This window comes from Pseudomonas azotoformans (assembly GCF_001579805.1).
Taxonomy (GTDB): Bacteria; Pseudomonadota; Gammaproteobacteria; order Pseudomonadales; family Pseudomonadaceae; genus Aquipseudomonas; species Aquipseudomonas azotoformans_A.
The window spans coordinates 3,722,245-3,739,432 of sequence record NZ_CP014546.1; the positions used below are offsets into that span (position 1 = coordinate 3,722,245).

Annotated in this window: 15 protein-coding genes and 1 pseudogene; 6 read left to right on the top strand and 10 right to left on the bottom strand. The window is 61.8% G+C overall.

Annotated elements, in window-relative coordinates; genetic code table 11:
• The first annotated feature begins 26 nt into the window (after positions 1-26).
• The 5 genes and pseudogenes from ercA (at position 27) to AYR47_RS17445 (ending at position 7,726) form a co-directional block, all read left to right on the top strand.
• Positions 27-1,190 (top strand): alcohol dehydrogenase-like regulatory protein ErcA, encoded by a 1,164-nt coding sequence (gene ercA, locus AYR47_RS17425; RefSeq protein ID WP_033899789.1) that lies wholly within the window; start codon positions 27-29, stop codon positions 1,188-1,190.
• A complete protein-coding gene (locus tag AYR47_RS17430) occupies positions 1,174-2,544 on the top strand; it encodes an ATP-binding response regulator (protein WP_033899790.1) in 1,371 nt (456 codons plus the stop codon). The genes ercA and AYR47_RS17430 overlap by 17 nt, the downstream gene beginning before the upstream one ends.
• A gap of 64 nt (positions 2,545-2,608) precedes the next feature.
• Positions 2,609-4,072: a DASS family sodium-coupled anion symporter gene (locus AYR47_RS17435; protein ID WP_061436083.1), complete on the top strand. Its 1,464-nt coding sequence runs from the start codon at positions 2,609-2,611 to the stop codon at positions 4,070-4,072.
• An 864-nt stretch (positions 4,073-4,936) separates the two neighbouring features.
• Positions 4,937-6,583 carry an MFS transporter gene (locus tag AYR47_RS17440; protein WP_033902003.1) on the top strand — a complete coding sequence of 549 codons (1,647 nt, stop codon included), beginning with the start codon at positions 4,937-4,939 and terminating at the stop codon, positions 6,581-6,583.
• A pseudogene (locus tag AYR47_RS17445) lies at positions 6,580-7,726 on the top strand (HlyD family secretion protein). The gene AYR47_RS17440 and the pseudogene AYR47_RS17445 overlap by 4 nt, the downstream one beginning before the upstream one ends.
• Here AYR47_RS17445 and AYR47_RS17450 read toward each other — a convergent pair.
• From AYR47_RS17450 to AYR47_RS17495, 10 genes are all read right to left on the bottom strand, one after another.
• The gene (locus AYR47_RS17450; RefSeq protein ID WP_061449439.1) at positions 7,706-8,581 is read right to left on the bottom strand and encodes an aldose 1-epimerase; all 876 of its coding nucleotides are present in this window, start codon (positions 8,579-8,581) and stop codon (positions 7,706-7,708) included. The pseudogene AYR47_RS17445 and the gene AYR47_RS17450 overlap by 21 nt on opposite strands.
• A 2-nt stretch (positions 8,582-8,583) precedes the next feature.
• Complete coding sequence (locus tag AYR47_RS17455) at positions 8,584-9,864, bottom strand: TRAP transporter large permease (protein ID WP_033902005.1); 1,281 nt, start codon at positions 9,862-9,864, stop codon at positions 8,584-8,586.
• A gap of 1 nt (position 9,865) precedes the next feature.
• Positions 9,866-10,393 (bottom strand): TRAP transporter small permease, encoded by a 528-nt coding sequence (locus tag AYR47_RS17460; RefSeq protein ID WP_033902006.1) that lies wholly within the window; start codon positions 10,391-10,393, stop codon positions 9,866-9,868.
• A 64-nt stretch (positions 10,394-10,457) separates the two neighbouring features.
• A complete protein-coding gene (locus tag AYR47_RS17465; protein WP_033902007.1) occupies positions 10,458-11,420 on the bottom strand; it encodes a TRAP transporter substrate-binding protein in 963 nt (320 codons plus the stop codon).
• A gap of 51 nt (positions 11,421-11,471) precedes the next feature.
• Positions 11,472-12,347: an SMP-30/gluconolactonase/LRE family protein gene (locus AYR47_RS17470; RefSeq protein ID WP_033902008.1), complete on the bottom strand. Its 876-nt coding sequence runs from the start codon at positions 12,345-12,347 to the stop codon at positions 11,472-11,474.
• A 2-nt stretch (positions 12,348-12,349) separates the two neighbouring features.
• Complete coding sequence (locus tag AYR47_RS17475; protein ID WP_033902009.1) at positions 12,350-13,174, bottom strand: NAD-dependent epimerase/dehydratase family protein; 825 nt, start codon at positions 13,172-13,174, stop codon at positions 12,350-12,352.
• A 111-nt stretch (positions 13,175-13,285) separates the two neighbouring features.
• Positions 13,286-14,548, bottom strand: a complete 1,263-nt coding sequence (locus tag AYR47_RS17480; RefSeq protein ID WP_033902010.1) for an OprD family porin — start codon at positions 14,546-14,548, stop codon at positions 13,286-13,288.
• Between the two features lie 140 nt (positions 14,549-14,688).
• Positions 14,689-15,546: a copper homeostasis membrane protein CopD gene (gene copD / locus AYR47_RS17485; RefSeq protein ID WP_061436084.1), complete on the bottom strand. Its 858-nt coding sequence runs from the start codon at positions 15,544-15,546 to the stop codon at positions 14,689-14,691.
• A 3-nt stretch (positions 15,547-15,549) separates the two neighbouring features.
• Complete coding sequence (copC, locus tag AYR47_RS17490) at positions 15,550-15,915, bottom strand: copper homeostasis periplasmic binding protein CopC (RefSeq protein ID WP_033902013.1); 366 nt, start codon at positions 15,913-15,915, stop codon at positions 15,550-15,552.
• A gap of 18 nt (positions 15,916-15,933) precedes the next feature.
• Positions 15,934-16,377 carry a GNAT family N-acetyltransferase gene (locus tag AYR47_RS17495; RefSeq protein WP_061436085.1) on the bottom strand — a complete coding sequence of 148 codons (444 nt, stop codon included), beginning with the start codon at positions 16,375-16,377 and terminating at the stop codon, positions 15,934-15,936.
• Positions 16,378-16,520: 143 nt separating this feature from the next.
• On the opposite strand from AYR47_RS17495, the gene AYR47_RS17500 reads away from it, so the two are divergent.
• On the top strand, positions 16,521-17,141 hold the full coding sequence (locus AYR47_RS17500) for a TetR/AcrR family transcriptional regulator (protein ID WP_010209389.1): 621 nt from the start codon (positions 16,521-16,523) through the stop codon (positions 17,139-17,141).
• Positions 17,142-17,188 lie beyond the last annotated feature (47 nt).

Consider the following 17,188-nt stretch of genomic DNA (forward strand, 5'->3'; position numbering starts at 1 on the left):
CCAAAATAATAAAAACAGGCTTTCCAATGAGCCAGACCCTGAGCCAACTGCGTAAATTCGTCTCGCCTGAAATCATCTTTGGTGCCGGCTGCCGGCACAACGTCGGCAACTACGCCAAGACCTTCGGTGCGCGCAAGGTGCTGGTGGTCAGCGACCCCGGCGTGATCGCCGCCGGTTGGGTGGCCGATGTGGAAGCCAGCCTGCAAGCCCTCGGCATCGACTACTGCCTGTACAGCGCCGTTTCACCCAACCCCCGCGTCGAAGAAGTGATGACCGGCGCCGAGGTGTACCGCGAAAACCATTGCGACGTGATCGTCGCCATCGGCGGCGGCAGCCCCATGGACTGCGGCAAGGCCATCGGCATTGTGGTGGCCCACGGGCGCAGCATTCTTGAGTTCGAGGGCGTCGACACCCTTCGCGTGCCCAGCCCGCCGCTGATCCTGATTCCCACCACTGCCGGCACCTCGGCGGATGTCTCGCAGTTCGTGATCATTTCCAACCAGCAGGAACGCATGAAGTTCTCCATCGTCAGCAAGGCGGTGGTGCCGGACGTGTCGCTGATCGACCCGGAAACCACCGCCAGCATGGACCCGTTCCTGTCTGCCTGCACTGGCATCGACGCGCTGGTGCATGCCATCGAGGCGTTCGTCTCCACCGGCCATGGACCACTCACCGACCCCCATGCGCTGGAAGCGATGCGCCTGATCAATGGCAACCTGGTGCAGATGATCGCCAACCCCACGGACATTGCCCTGCGCGAAAAAATCATGCTCGGCAGCATGCAGGCGGGGCTGGCATTTTCCAATGCGATCCTCGGCGCGGTGCACGCCATGTCCCACAGCCTCGGTGGTTTTCTCGATCTGCCCCACGGCCTGTGCAACGCGGTGCTGGTCGAGCATGTGGTGGCGTTCAACTACAGCTCGGCGCCGGAGCGCTTCAAGGTGATTGCCGAAACCTTTGGCATCGACTGTCGCGGCCTCAATCACCGGCAGATCTGCGGACGGCTGGTGGAGCACCTGATCGCGCTGAAGCACGCCATCGGCTTCCACGAAACCCTCGGTCTGCATGGGGTGCGCGTGGCGGATATTCCGTTCCTGTCCCAGCATGCGATGGGCGACCCGTGCATCCTCACCAACCCGAGGGAGTCGAGCCAGCGTGATGTCGAGGTCGTCTATGGCGAAGCTCTCTGACGACCAGCAGCGCGCGCTCGCGGGGCTGCTGGGGCTCAGCGACCAGTCGGCCCGCAAGAGCCATTACCCGGAGCTCACCGCGCGGTTGGATGAACTGGAGGCCGAGCGCAAGCGTTACATCCGCCTCAACGATGAACTGGAACAACGCGTGGCTGCGCGCACCGATGAGCTGCTGGAGGCCAACCACAACCTGCAACAGCAGATCGCCCAGCGCGAACAGATCGAACAGGACCTGCGCGATGCCCGCGACGCCGCCCAGGCCGCCAACCGCAGCAAGGACAAATACCTCGCCGCCGCCAGCCATGACCTGCTGCAACCACTGAATGCCGCACGGCTGTTGATCGCCACGTTGCGTGAACGGCAGTTGCCCAGTGTCGAACAGGTGCTTGTGGAGCGCACGCACCAGGCGCTGGAAGGCGCCGAGGATTTGCTCACCGACTTGCTGGATATCTCGCGGCTCGACCAGGCGGCGGTCAAACCGGATGTGGCGCTGTATCGCCTCGACGAACTGTTCGCGCCGCTCGTCTCGGAATTCCAATCAGTGGCCCAGGCGACCGGGCTGAACCTGCGGGTGCACACCGGGCGTTATGCGATCAGCACCGACCTGCGGCTGCTGACGCGGATCCTGCGCAATTTCCTCAGCAATGCCTGCCGTTATACCGACGATGGCTGCATCCTGTTGGGCGCACGCCGGCGTGGCCATTGCTTGCGCCTGGAGGTGTGGGACACCGGGCGCGGGATTGCGGCGGACCGGCTGCAGGCGATCTTCCTGGAGTTCAACCAACTCGATGTCGGCCGCGCCTCCGACCGCAAAGGCGTGGGGCTAGGGTTGGCGATTGTCGAGCGGATCGCCGACATCCTGGGGTATCCCATCGCCGTGCGTTCCTGGCCGGGGCGGGGCTCGATGTTCAGCATCGAAGTGCCGTTGAGTGATGAGATGCCGTTGCCGATCAGCCAATTGCCGGTGCAACCGACCACCGGCAATCCGCTGCCGGGGCGGCGTTTGCTGGTGATCGACAACGAAGTGAGCATCCTCGAAAGCATGCGCGCGCTGCTCGGGCAATGGGGCTGTGAAGTGGTCACCGCCACCGATCAGGCCGGCGCGCTGTTGGCCTTGCAGGGCAGGGCGCCGGAGCTGATTTTGGCGGATTACCACCTGGACCATGGCGTGGTGGGTTGTGCGGTGGTCAAGCAGCTGCGCGAGCATTTTGCCTGCAAGATCCCGGCGGTCATTATCACGGCCGATCGCACTGACCAATGCCGCCGTGCGTTGCGCCGCCTGGACGCACCGTTGCTGAACAAACCTGTCAAACCCGGCAAGTTGCGGGCGGTGTTGAGTCAGTTATTGGCCTAGGTCAACAGGTCCCAGATGGTTTTGCCCCATGCTCAAGGCATGATCTAGAGCCTTGGAGCACACGATGAGCGCGGCATCCTATAAATTACCCCTGGGCCTGGTGGTCGCCGTGCTGGTGATGGCCGGCGTGCTGCTGTTGCCGCTGCCCGCCGACTTGCCGGTGGCCGGGCATCGCATGCTGGCGATCCTCGCGTTTGCCGTGGTGGTGTGGATCACCGAAGCGGTGTCCTATGAAGCCAGCGTGATCATGATCACCTCGCTCATGGCCTTTCTGCTCGGCACGGCGCCGTCGCTGCAAGACTCCACTCATTTGATTGGCACCAGCCCGGCCATCAGCATGGCGCTGACCGGCTTCTCCAACCCGGCGCTGGCGCTGGTGGCGGGCGCATTGTTTATCGCCGCCGCCATGACCCACACCGGCCTGGACCGGCGTATCGCCTTGGTCACCCTGAGTCGCGTCGGCACCAGCACCCGACGCATCCTGCTGGGGGCGATTGCGGTGACCATTCTGCTCAGCCTGGTGGTGCCCAGCGCCACGGCGCGCAGTGCTTGCGTGGTGCCGATCATGATGGGCGTGATCGCTGCGTTCGGCGTGGACAAGCGCTCGAACATTGCCGCCGGCATCATGATCGTGGTGGCCCAGGGCACCAGCATCTGGAACGTTGGCATCCAGACCGCCGCCGCGCAGAACCTGCTGACCGTTGGCTTTATGGACAAGATGCTTGGTCAGCGCGTGTCGTGGATCGACTGGCTGATCGCGGGGGCGCCGTGGGCGTTGATCATGTCGGCGGTGTTGCTGTTCCTGGTGCTTAAATTGCTGCCGCCGGAGACCGACAGCATTCCCGGTGGCAAGGAGGCGGTGGCGCAATCGCTGGTAGATATCGGGCCGATGACCGGGCCGCAGAAGCGCCTGTTGACGGTGTCGGTGATGTTGCTGCTGGCCTGGGCCACGGAAGGGCGTTTGCACAGTTTTGACACCACCTCGACCACGTACGCGGGGTTGGTGTTGCTGTTGCTGCCGGGTATCGGCGTGATGACCTGGAAAGATGTGCAGTCGCGGATCCCGTGGGGCACGGTGATTGTGTTCGGGGTGGGCATCAGCCTGGGCACGGCGCTGTTGACCACCCAGGCGGGGCAGTGGTTGGGGGCTGCGGTGGTGGCGCACACGGGGTTGGATCAGGTGGGGCCGCTGGGGGTGTTTGCGATTCTGGGGGCGTTTTTGATTGTGATTCATTTGGGGTTTGCCAGTGCCACGGCGTTGACCTCGGCGCTGCTGCCGATTTTGATTGCGGTGTTGCAGACGTTGCCGGGGGAGTTCAGTCGGCTGGGGATGACGATGCTATTGGGGTTTGTGATGAGTTATGGGTTTATTCTGCCGATCAATGCGCCGCAGAATATGGTGTGTCTGGGGACGGGGACGTTTACGGCGCGGCAGTTTGCCAAGGTTGGGGTTTTGGTGACGCTGGTTGGTTATTTGTTGATGTTGGTGTTTGCGGTGACTTACTGGAGTTGGTTGGGGTGGGTTTGATGGGGTTGGGTTGAGTTGGGTGTATATCCGTTATTTGGGTGACGGCTACTTATGGTTCCGCTCTTACAGCGGCTCACTTTGGAAAAGCCCCAAAGTAAGCAAAGGGCTCTTGCCCCAACACTCGGCACCTCGCCTCGGCTCGGTGTGCCCTCACTCCGGCTTGAATCCGTGGGCCGCCGCGATGGGCCATCCTTGGCCCAGCGCGGCTAACCCGGCGTCCTGCCGGGTTACCCACGGATTCAAGCCTGCGTTCGGCCAGCGTGTTTGACGGGGCGCCTCAGATCAAAAGCAAAAGCGCGGCGGCCTAGTAGCCGACCGGTCTCTGGAAGCCGGTCTCGGTCCAAATGTGGGAGCGGGCTTGCTCGCGAAGGCGGGGTGTCAGCTATTACATCTTTGACTGATCCACCGCTTTCGCGAGCAAGCCCGCTCCCACAATTTAGATCTCAGGTAGACATCAATCTGCTCTGGCTCTGGCTCTGTTTTTGATTTTGATCTTAGGCGCCCCGTCAAACACGCTGGCCGGAATTCGGCAGGGATTTGGGGGGTAAACCGGCAGGGATGCCGGTTTAGCCGCCCCGCGCCATGGATGGCGCGTGGCGGCGGCCCCCCAAATCACTGTCGGATTACGGGCATACCGAGCCTAGGCGAGGTACCGAGTGTTGGGGCAAGAGCGTTTTGCTTACTTTTGCGCTCTTCAAAAGTGAGCCGCTGTAAGAGCGGAACCAATTTCAGCCGTTACCGCAGCAACGGATATGTACACCACAAACCCAACCCCCCACATGACAAGATGAACTCCCCTCAGGTTTACTACTCTCTGAGTATGCTTTCACCGGCTCCCCCGGGTCGGCTCATCTAGGTCACGGAATGAACAAATACACCCCCCACACCTGGGAACCCCACGAGCGCCCAAGCCTCCCAGGTTCACCGTCTACCCCGCTGCACCCCACGCACAAGCGTTGGCTGTTCGCAATGGTCGGCGTGCTGGTGGCAATCACCGGGGGCCTGGGTAATGCGTTGGTCATCGCCAACCTGCAATACCTGCAAGGCGCCCTCGGCGCGACCACCGCCGAAATGGCCTGGCTGCCCGCCGCCTATGTCATGACCAACGTCTGCATGAACCTGCTGCTGGTGAAGTTCCGCCAACAGTTCGGCCTGCGCGCCTTCACCGAAGTGTTCCTGGTGCTGTACGCGCTGGTCACCTTCGGCCACTTGTTCGTCAACGACCTCAGCTCAGCCATCGCCGTGCGCGCAGCCCATGGCATGGTCGGCGCGGCGCTGAGTTCGCTGGGCTTGTACTACATGATCCAGGCGTTCCCGGCCAAGTGGCGCTTGAAGGCGCTGGTACTGGGCTTGGGCACCGCGCAACTGGCTTTACCCTTGGCACGCCTGTTTTCCGAAGACTTGCTGCAAATCGCCGAGTGGCGCGGCCTGTACCTGTTCGAGCTGGGCATGGCGTTGATCTGCCTGGGTTGCGTGTTCCTGCTCAAACTTCCGCCTGGCGACCGCTTCAAAACCTTTGAAAAACTCGACTTCCTCACCTTCGCCATCCTCGCCACCGGCGTGGCCTTGCTCTGCGCGGTGTTGTCCCTGGGCCGCATCGACTGGTGGCTGGAAGCGCCCTGGATCGGCATCGCCTCGGCCTGTTCCCTGGTGCTGATCATGGCCGGCCTGGCCATCGAGCATAACCGTGCGAACCCGATGTTGATGACCCGATGGCTGGGCAGTGGCGTGATGATCCGCCTGGCGTTGGCGGTGATCCTGATTCGCATGGTGCTGTCGGAGCAGTCCACCGGCGCGGTGGGGTTCATGCAGATGTTGAACATGAGCTACCAGCAGATGCACACCCTGTACGTGGTGATGCTCGCCGGGGCGATTGCCGGGCTGGTGGTCAGTGCGTTGACCATCAACCCGGCGCACCTGTTGATGCCGTTGGTGATTTCCCTGGCGCTGATGGCCACCGGCTCGGTGATGGACAGTTTTTCCAGCAACCTCACCCGCCCACAGAACCTGTACATCAGCCAGTTCCTGCTAGGCTTCGGCGGCACGTTCTTCCTCGGCCCAACCATGGTGTTGGGCACCAAGAACGTGCTGGCCAACCCTCGTAACCTGGTGAGTTTTTCGGTGATGTTCGGGATTTGCCAGAACCTCGGCGGCCTGATTGGCGCGGCGTTGCTGGGCACGTTCCAGATCGTGCGCGAGAAATACCACTCCAGCATGATCGTCGAACACCTGACCCTGCTCGACCCGCGTGTGGCCGCGCGGGTGCAGAGCGGCGGCTCGGCCTACGGCGGCATTGTCGCCGACCCCGAGCTGCGCAACCTGATGGGCATTCGCAGCCTGGCCACGGCGGCGACCCGTGAGGCGAACGTGATGGCCTACAACGATGTCTTCATGTTGATCGCGATCATCGCGATACTCACCATGATCTGGATCTTTATCCGCAGTCTGTGGCTGATGAGCACCACCCGAGCAGCAGCCACTCCCGTTCAACCCAGCGGCGCACCTTCATGACCGAACCTTCAACCACCACCACTACCGCCATCGCGTCCACCCCGGAAGGCAGCACGCCACCCGGCGCGGTGCCCACCGAGCTGCGCCCGTTGCGGGTGCGGATCATCTCGTCCCTGGGCTTTGCCGCGATTGCTATCGTCGGCGTGCTGATTGTGCTGTACGCCTGGCAATTGCCGCCGTTCAGCAGCGCGGTGGAAACCACCGAAAATGCGCTGGTGCGCGGGCAGGTCACGATCATCGGGCCGCAGCTCAGCGGCTATGTGTTCGAAGTGCCGGTGCAGGACTTCCAGCACGTGAAGGCCGGCGACCTGCTGGTGCGCCTCGACGACCGCATCTACAAGCAGCGCCTGGACCAGGCATTGGCGCAACTGGCGGTGCAGAAGGCGTCGTTGGCGAATGTGGTGCAACAGCGCAACAGCGCCGAAGCCACCATCAAGCTGCGCCAGGGCCGCCTTGGTGGACAGCCAGGCGCAGGCACGCAAGAGCACCGCCGATTTGCGCCGCAATGAAGAGTTGATCAGCGACGGCTCGGTGTCCAAGCGCGAGCTGGACGTGACCCGCGCGGCCAACGCGCAGACTGTTGCCGCGGTGGCGCAAGCCCAGGCCAGCCTGGAAATCGCCCGCCAAGACCAGCAGACGGTGATCGTCAACCGTGGCTCCCTGGAAGCGGCCGTGGCCAGTGCCGAGGCGGCGGTGGAGTTGGCGCGTATCGACCTGTCCAACACCCGCATCACGGCGCCACGCGATGGTCAGCTCGGGCAGATCGGCGTGCGGCTCGGGGCCTACGTCAACTCCGGCGCGCAGTTGATGGCGCTGGTGCCGCCGCAGTTGTGGGTGATCGCCAACATGAAGGAAACCCAGATGGACAACGTGCAGGTCGGCCAGCCGGTGACCTTCACGGTGGATGCACTGAACCACCGCAAATTCCATGGCACGGTGCAGCATATTTCCCCGGCCACCGGCTCGGAGTTCAGCCTGTTGCAGGCGGACAATGCCACCGGCAACTTCGTCAAGATCGCCCAGCGCGTGCCGGTGCGGATCATGGTGGACCCGGACCAGGCTGAGAGCGAGCGGTTGCGGCCTGGGTTGTCGGTGGTGGTCAGTATTGATACGGCGGGGCGATTAAAGAACAGCCCGCCCTGAGAGGGGCTGATAGTTGAGGGTAAAGGCCAGCTCTACTGACTGGCCTTGGTCCAACAGCTTCAGCCCAGGCCGCCCTGGCAGATGATGAGCATTCACCGGATGACTCACCGGCTCGATGCAAAAGAACCCCAGCCCCGACGGGCAGTACAGCAGGAAGTAATCACTCCCCGTGGCCTGGCATTCCAGCGTGTAGCCCAGCTCTGGCTGCTCGATCAGGCAATGGCCGTCCCAGTCGCAAAAACCGTTGTCGACCAGGCCTTCAGGCAGGCTTTTCAACGGCTGGAAATCCCAAGCGGTGGGCACCGGCGCCAGCTCCGTTGGCAGCTTGGAGGCGTCGCTCATCCATACCTGCGACGCCTTGGCCTGCAACCGTGTACCCGCTGTGCGCGGCAGATAGGGATGCAATCCCAGCCCGTGCCACGCGGGTCTGGCCGCCAGGTGGGTCACCCGCAACGTGATGCTCAGCTCACCGTTTTCCAGGCGAAACCGCTGCTCGGCGCGATAGGCGAAGGGTGTGTCGCACGCCATTTCAAGGACCACTTCATCCGTCGCTTGGCTGACCACCTGCCACGCCTGTTGCCAGGCCGAGCCGTGAATCGGCAGCGGGTCGGTCAAGCTATTGGGCGCCAGCGCCAGCCAACCGTCGGGGTTGTCGAAACCCCCTTCGGCAATCCGGTTGGACCAGGGCGCCAAGGGATAGCAGCCCAGCTTGCCTGGCAACCCGGTGCTGATCGCGTGGGCATCGCTGGGCCGCAACAACGGCTGGCCGGTTGCGCGCACCGTCCAGTTGACAATGCTGCCTCCCGTGGCTGGCGCGAGGGTGAGTTGGGTCAGGTTGTCTTGCAGTTCAATCAGCATCAGAGCACCACGCTTGGCAGCCACAACGACAGCGCCGGAATGTAGGTCACGGCCATCAGTACCAGGAACAGCACGCCATAGAACGGCAGCAGCGCCTTTACGGTTTTCTCGATGCTGACCTTGCCCACCGCCGCCCCCACGAACAGCACCGCACCCACGGGCGGCGTGATCAGGCCGATCCCGAGGTTGACCAGCATGATCATGCCGAAGTGCACCGGGTCGACGCCGATACCCAGTACCACCGGCAGCAGGATCGGCGTGAGGATCAAGATCAGCGGCGCCATGTCCATCACCGTGCCGAGCAACAGCAGCATGGCGTTGATGCACATCAGGATCACATAGCGGTTGTCCGACAGGGTCAGGAACATCGTGGTGATCTTCGCCGGGATCTGCATCAGGGTCATGATGTAGCCGAAGCTGGCGGCGAAGGCGATCAGGATCATCACGATGGAAATGGTGCGCACCGTGCGATGCATCAGCTTGGGCAGCTCGCTCCATTTGTAGTCGCGGTAGATGAACATGGTCACGAAGAACGCCCACAACACGGCAATCGCGGCGGATTCGGTGGCGGTAAAAATCCCCGAGAGGATGCCGCCCAGGATGATCACCATGGCCATCAGGCCCCAGAGCGCATCGGCGCAGATTTTCAGCGCCTGCTTGAGTGGGATGACTTCACCCTTGGGGTAATTGCGCTTTTTCGCGAAGATCAGGCACAACACCATCAGGCACGCGCTCATCAACAAGCCCGGTACCACGCCGGCCATGAACAGCGAGGCAATCGACACCGTACCACCGGCCGCCAGGGAGTAGAGCACCGAGTTATGGCTGGGCGGGGTCAGCAGTGCCTGCACCGAACCACTGACGGTCACCGCCGTGGCGAACTCACGCGGGTAGCCACGGCGTTCCATTTCCGGGATGAGCACCGAGCCGACCGAGGCCGTGTCCGCCACCGACGAACCGGAGATTGCGCCGAAAAACGTCGAGGCCATGATATTCACCAACGACAGGCCGCCGCGCACGAAACCCACCAGCACCCCGGCAAACGCCACCAGCCGCCGTGACATGCCGCCTTCGGCCATGATCGCTCCGGCCAGCACAAAGAACGGAATAGCCATCAGCGAAAACTTGTTCACCCCACCGGCCACCTGGATCATCAGGGCCTGGAACGGGATGTCGATCCACCACGCGCCGATCAGTGCCGACAACCCCAGGGCGTACGCCACAGGCATGCCGATCAGGATCAAGGCGATAAAGCTGCCCAACAGAATCAATGCGTCCATATCAGGCAGCCCCTTCGCTTTCTTCAACCAGGTCGAAGCGCACGACCCGACGGTTGCTCTGGTCACCGAGCAAGAGTTTTTCCAGCACAAAAATCAGGGTCAGCAGCCCGCCAATCGGGATCGGCATATAAGTGATACCGACGCGCAGGGTGGGGATGGCACTCATGAACTGGTTCCAGGTGGACAGGCACAGCTTGGTGCCCCAGATCGTCATGAACAGGCAGATGGTGCCCATCAGCAACTGCGAGACGACACCGATGATCTGGCGTTGGCGGGGCGGCAGGCGGTCGGTGACCATGGCCACCGACATATGCGCGCCAGCGCGGTAACTGGCGGCCGCGCCGATAAAGGTGAACACCAGCATCAGCAGAATGGCGGTGGGCTCCGGCCAACTCGAACCGGTGCCGAGGACATAGCGGGCGAAGATGCCCCAGGGGATGATCAGCGCGACCCCCAGTACCGAGAGGCCGGCGACCCAGATGCAGGTCATGTAGATACGGTCGTTGATGCGCAGCATTAAATTCTTCATGGCGTTCACCGTAACCGGGCGCGTCGATGCCGACCGCGCCGGGCCTTGCTAGGGAAGGAGGGCGTTACTGAACGGCGTCGATACGCTGGATGATGTCGGCGTAGGCCGCACCGTACTTGGCGCGAACCGGCGCGGTGGCGTCATAGAAGGGTTTTTTGTCGACAGTGATGAACTCGACACCGGCGGCCTTGAGCTTGGTTTCACTGCTGGCGGACTTGGCGTCCCACAACACGCGCTCGTCAGCCTGGGCGGCCTTGGCGGCTTTTTTCACCATGTCTTGTTGCGCGGGGGTGAGTTTGTTCCAGGTGATTTTCGACATCACGATGGGCTCGGGCAAAATCAGGTGTTCGGTGAGGGTGTAGTACTTGGCGTTCTGGAAATGGTTGTGTTCCAACAGGGTCGGCGGGTTGTTTTCCGCGCCGTCGATGACGCCGGTCTGCAGGGCACTGAAGATCTCGCCGGTGTCCATGGCGATGCCGTTGGCCCCCATTTCATTGAAGGCTTCGATGAACAAGGGGTTGCCTTGTACGCGGATTTTCATGCCCTTGAGGTCTTCGATCTTGCGCACCGGCTTCTTGGTGTAGAGGTTGCGCGTGCCGCCATCCATCCAGGCCAGGGCGACCAGGCCGAATTCGGAATTGGTGATCTTGGCGAGGATCTCGTCGCCGATCTCGCCGTCAATGACTTTGCGCATATGCGCCTGGTCGCGGAACACGAACGGCAGGTTGAACACGTTCACGTCCGGCACCACCGGGCCGACGATCCCCAGGCTGACACGGGTCATCTGGATGGCACCGACTTGCGCCTGTTCGACCACTTCTTTCTCTGAGCCGAGGACACCGCCGGGGAAGTACTTGAAGGTCAGCTCGCCGTTGCTTTCTTTGGTCAGGGCCTTGCCCATGTTCTCTTCGGCCACAACGGTGGGGTAGCCGGCGGGGTGGATGTCGGCGAATTTGATTTCCAGCGCGTGGGCGGCGCTGCTGAGGGTGACGAATGCAGCGGCGAGCAAGGTGCGTTTGAAGTCCATGGGGTTTCATTCCTGTCTTGTTATTGTTGTATTCAAGGCACAGCGATGCAGCTAGAGGGTAAAGGTGGGCTCCGGCAATCCGACAACGCCGGGGTTGAGGGCGAACACGCCGCCGGACAGTGACTGTTGACTCTGGTCATCGCGGATTGAGGTGACGAACAGGGTGTCCAGGCGACTGCCGCCAAAGGCGCACATGGTGGGTTTTTTCACCGGTACCGTGAGGGAACGGTCGAGGCGACCGTCCGGGGTGAAGCGATGGATCAACCCGGCGTCGTTGGCACAGATCCAGTAGCAGCCATCGGCATCCACGGCGGCGCCGTCGGGGCGGCCGAGGTGCTTGTGCATGTCCACGAACACGCGGCGGTTGGACGGCGTGCCGGTGTCGATGTCGTAGTCGAAGGCCCAGATTTGCTGCACCAGCGGATGGGAATCGGAGGCATACATCGTGCGGCCATCGGGGCTGAACGCCAGGCCGTTCAAGGTGATGAAACCGTCCAGCTGAGCATGGGGCGGCGCACCGGATGCGTAGCGATACAGGGTGCCTTCTGCCGCGTTCAAGCCCATGTCCAGCACCATGCTGCCGGCCCAGAAACGGCCCTGGCGATCACAGCGGCCGTCGTTCAAGCGCATGTCCTGGCGGGGGTGCTCAACAGCCGCCAGCGGCGTGGTGTCCAGGCTGCCGTCGTTGTGCGGGGTAAGCTGGAAGAACCCGGTTTCCATGCCGGCGACCCAGTTGCCCGCCTCGGTGCGGGCGATGCAGGCAAGCATCTGCGGAGCGGTCCACGCAGCCACGTGGCCGCTGGCGGCGCTCCAGCGTTGCAGGCCGCCCTTGGGGATATCCACCCAGTACAAGGCGTTTTCCTCGGGCACCCACACCGGGCATTCGCCTACGGCATTGCGGGCATCGACGATCAATTCAGCGGTCATGGTCAGTCCCCGAAAGGGCCGGCAGCGCAGAATGCCCCGCCCTGATAGACCTTGGCCGGGTCATCGGCGGCCACGGGTGGCTGGGTTTCGACCTGGGCGCGGAACACTTCGGAGTTGTCCTTGGGCGCAAAGCCCAGGTGGGCGGCGTAGCGGTTGTCCCACCAGGTGTCGAGGTTATCCGACATGCCATAGACCACGGTGTGGCCGACGTTGGGGGTGTACAGCGCGCGCTCGAGCAACTGAGTCAGGTCGTCGAAGCTCAGCCAGGTGTGCATCATGCGGCGGTTCTGCGGTTCCGGGAACGACGAGCCGATACGGATGCTGACGGTCTCGATGCCGTAGCGATCAAAGTAGAAACTGGCCATGTCTTCGCCGTAGGATTTGGACAGTCCGTAGTAGCTGTCCGGGCGGCGAGGGGAGTGGGCGTCGAGGGTTTCACCTTGCTTGTAGAAGCCGATCACGTGGTTGGAACTGGCGAAAATCACGCGCTTCACACCGTGGCGGCGCGCGGCTTCATAGATATGGAAAATGCCGCTGATGTTTGCGCCGAGCACTTCTTCGAACGAGCGCTCCACCGAGACGCCGCCGAAGTGCAGAATGGCGTCGACGCCTTCTACCAAGTGGTGCACGGCCTGTTTGTCGGCGAGGTCGCAGGGTTGCACTTCTTCGCACGGGTCGGCGGCCGGGGCCATATTGGCGATGTCCGACAGCCGCAGTACCTGGGCATAAGGGCGCAGGCGTTCGCGCAAGACTTTACCCAGGCCGCCAGCCGCGCCAGTGAGCAGCAGGCGATTGAATGGAACGGGCGTGGTTGTGGTGGTGGTCATGAGGGTTCCATTGTTGTTGTAGGTTGTCGTATGACTTTGCCGAAGTATCGTTAGGGATTCCCTAGGTTGTCAACGTTCTTGCTGACGCCAAAATACAATTGTGGGAGCTGGTTACAACAGTGAGATTGGGTAACTGATGAATAAGCGATTTTCATCAAACTCGTTGTTGCTGAAATCCCGACGCATGGTCGAATTGCGCCAGCGCACATTCAGATCCTTCAGCGCACCGCTCTGCACCGTGTAAGCCAGCTCCGACTCGCGGCCCCATTCCTTGCCATCGGTGATCGCCCCGGTGTGCACGTTACTGCCGCTGATATAGCGGTTCATCATGGTCAGCCCTGGAATGCCGAGCACCACAAAGTTGAAGTCATGGCGCACCTGCCAGGACTTTTCCTTGGCGTTATCGTAGCTGGCGTTGTAGCTGTCGTTGGCCAGGGTGCCGCCGCTGGTGCCGTTGACGCGCATCCACACGCTGTCGCCGGTGAGTTTCTGCAAACCCACATAGAAGGTGTTGCCGTTGTATTTGGCCGAGAGCAGGGCGAAGGCGGTCTTGTTGTCGAGGTCGCCGGCCAGGGCGCTGCCGTCTTCCTTACCGGTGAAGAAGCCGAGGTTGGCGCCCAGGGTCCAGTCGCCCACGGGCTGGCTGTGGGTCAGGTTGAAATATTGTTGCTGGTAGATGTCGGTGAGTTCGGCGTACCACACGCCGACTTGGGTACGTTTGTCGTTGAAGCTGTATTCGCCGCCGCCGAAGTTGAAGCGGTCGGAGGTGAAGGCGGCTTTGCCGTTCATGAACATGTCTTCCATGCTCGCGTCATTACGCGGGCTGTTACCGCGAAACTGCCCGCCGTAGAGCGTCAGGCCGGCGATTTCATTGGACGTGACCTGGCCGCCACGGAACGTCTGGGGCAGCGAGCGGCCGTCGTCGGAGCGCAGGATCGGCAGCACCGGCATCCATTCACCGACCTTCAATTCAGTCTTGGATAATTTGGTTTTCAGTGCCACGCCCAGGCGTCCGAAGTTGTCGGCGGGGCGGCCGTCGCTGTGGATCGGCAGCAACTGAGTACCGCCGGTGCCTTTGCCGCCATCCAACTTTTGCGAATACAGGCCCAGCACATCAATGCCGAAACCCACCGTGCCGGTGGTGTAGCCGGACTTGGCGTCGAGAATGAAGTTCTGCGTCCACTCTTCGGCCTTGCCCTGGGGGTTGGTCGGGTTGGTGAAGTTGCGGTTGAAATAGGCGTTGCGCAGGTTGAGCGTGGCCTTGGCATCGTCGATGAAGCCTTCGGCCGAAGCGGCGAGTGGCAGGGTGAAGGCCAGGCTGCCGAGACCGATAAAACCCAGACGAACGGAGGAATTGCGGGCGAGTGAACTCACAGTGAAGCTCCCTTTCTTTTGTTGTTTTTATTATTTGTTATACGTTGTCGTACAACATTGAGTGGGATATTTGCGAGGTTTTCAAGAGCTGTCAAGCAGAAGTTATACGATGACTTGCTCGGGCGGAGGCGGGAAGTTACTCAGGCCGCCATCACCATGGGAGGCAAGGTGCCAAGAAGGGAAACGGCGGCCACCGCTGCAACACCCAGCAGCCACTCCAGCATCACACTGGATTTCAAACTGCCCAGGCGTTGTTCGCAGTGCTCGATGCGCAGGCGGTTCAGCAGCGCCAACGCCAGCATGCCCAGCACCAGAAATACTTTAACCAACAGAATCAGCGCGAACCCGTTGAACAGCGGCGTGGGCCATAGTTGCCCGGTCAGTACACGCACATTGATCAAACCAGTCACCAGCAAACCGGCGACCAGGCCATACCCCACACCGCTGAACCGCCGCAGGATCGGCTCCAGCGCCAGGGCTGGCGATTGCCTGAGGATCAACACCAGCAACAGCAAGCCGCCGAGCCAGGCACCGACGCACACCAGGTGCACCACTTGATTGAGGATCAGCAATTGGCCGCTGAGCCCATTGAGCATGGCGCCATGCCCGACCGGCGCCAAGGTTGCCAGCAGCAGCGCGATGACCGGCAAGCGTAATGCCCGCCAGGGTTTGGCCAGCACGATTACCAGCAAGAGGTTCAGCAACAGGTGCCACACCCACACCTGGCCAAAGAAGGTCTTGCCCAACACCAACTGCACGGTGGCCGGTTGCAGCGCCGCGTCCCAACTGCCCGCCATGCTGGCGGTAATCAGCAGCAGCCAGGCCACGCCAGAGAACAAGCCCAGCCAGGCCAGCCCACGGGTGATGCGCTCAAGTTGCCGGTCCAGCGCCGGTTGCGCTTGCGCGCCCAACAGCCAGGGCCTGAATGCACAGGCCCCGAACATCAGCAGCACGACGATGAAATGCAGGAAGCGGCACAGCACCAGCAGCGTTGCCATGGGTTATTGGCCGACCTTGAAGCTGTATTCACCGTTGCTCTTATGAGTGTCGACCGAGACCGCGTTCCACACCACTTTGTAGTTGCCGGCGGCCAAGGGGGCGGCCGGGGTGACGACCAGGACTTTCTTGTCGGCATCCGGTGTTTCCAGGCCCTTGATCGCCACTTCGGTGCCGTCCTTGCTCAAGGACACCTTGGTGAAGGTGGCCTCGACGCCTTCGCTGAAGGTCAGGCGCAGGTCCTTGGGCGCGGCGACGCTGCTGTCGGCTGCCGGTTCAGCGCTCTTGAGGTGCGCGTGGGCAAATGCAGCGGAGGCGCCCAGCAGGGAGGCGAGCAGGGCGATGGTGGTGAGGCTTTTCTTGATCAACATTGTTCAATACCTTCGAGGTCAGGGAGTCGGTAGAGCCATGTGCAGCAAGGGAAAGGGCTTGCCTTCGCCATCCAGCGGCGAGCGCGCGACCTGGATAAAACCATAATGCAGGTAGAAACCCACGGCCTGGGGGTTTTGTTCGTTCACGTCCACCGTGAGGGTGTCGTGACGGGCGCGGGCGTGGTCCAGCAACTGGCGGCCAATGCTTTGGCCGCGGCGGTCGGGCTCGATGAACAGCATTTCCACGTTGTGCCCGCCGGTGCCGATAAAACCGGCGATGCCGTTCTGGTCTTCATACACCCACACCTCCAGCGCGGGCATGGGCAGGTAGGCATCGCGCACCAGGGGCAGCAGGCGTTGAATGTCATCCTCGGGGAGGAAATCATGGGTGGCCCGCACCGAACGCTCCCAGAGTGCGCCCAGCACGGGGTCGTCGGTGGCCACGCGAGGTCGAATAGTCATTGCAATGATCCTTCATGGGGACCGCGATCCTAACCAATCCCATTTCCAGGGGAAAGGTTCGCGTCAGAAGTTTCATTATGGCCTGTCGCCGCGATCTAGAGCCGATGGTAGTCTTTAAGCCAAGTTGTTGTCAGGGAGCCCTTATGGGCAATCACAAGATCGGAATTCGTCGGGTCAACGTCGAAAAAATCCTGCTGGCGGCGGAGAAAATCTTCGCCGAGAAAGGCTATGGCAGTACCGCCATGGCGGATATCGCCGAAGAAGTGCAACTGCCGCGCTCCAACCTGCATTACTACTTCACCACCAAGAGCGAGCTGTACAGCGCCGTGCTGTTCGACCTGCTGGAAGTGTGGAAGCAGGACGCCTTGAGTTTCGAGACCTTCGATGACCCACGGGTGGTGCTCAGCAGTTACATCCGCGCCAAGATGCAACGCTCGCGTACCCGGCCCTATGGTTCGAAAGTCTGGGCCAATGAAATCATCCATGGCGCGCCGACCCTCGGTGAAGCATTGGATGAAAGCCTGTACGACTGGGCCAAGATGAAGGAAGCGAAAATTCGCCAGTGGGTGGAAGACAAGCGCATCCTGCCGGTGGAGCCGTCGAGCCTGCTGTACATGATCTGGGCCTCGACCCAGCACTATGCCGACTTTGATCATCAGGTGAAGATCCTGAATGAGCACCAGCCGTTGTCGGATATGCAGTTCGAGAAGGCGATTCAGACGGTGACAAGCGTGATTTTGCGGGGGATTGGGTTGGAGCCTTGAGCCTTATGGTGACGCTGGTTGTTGTTGTGGTGAGCGGGGCAAGCAAG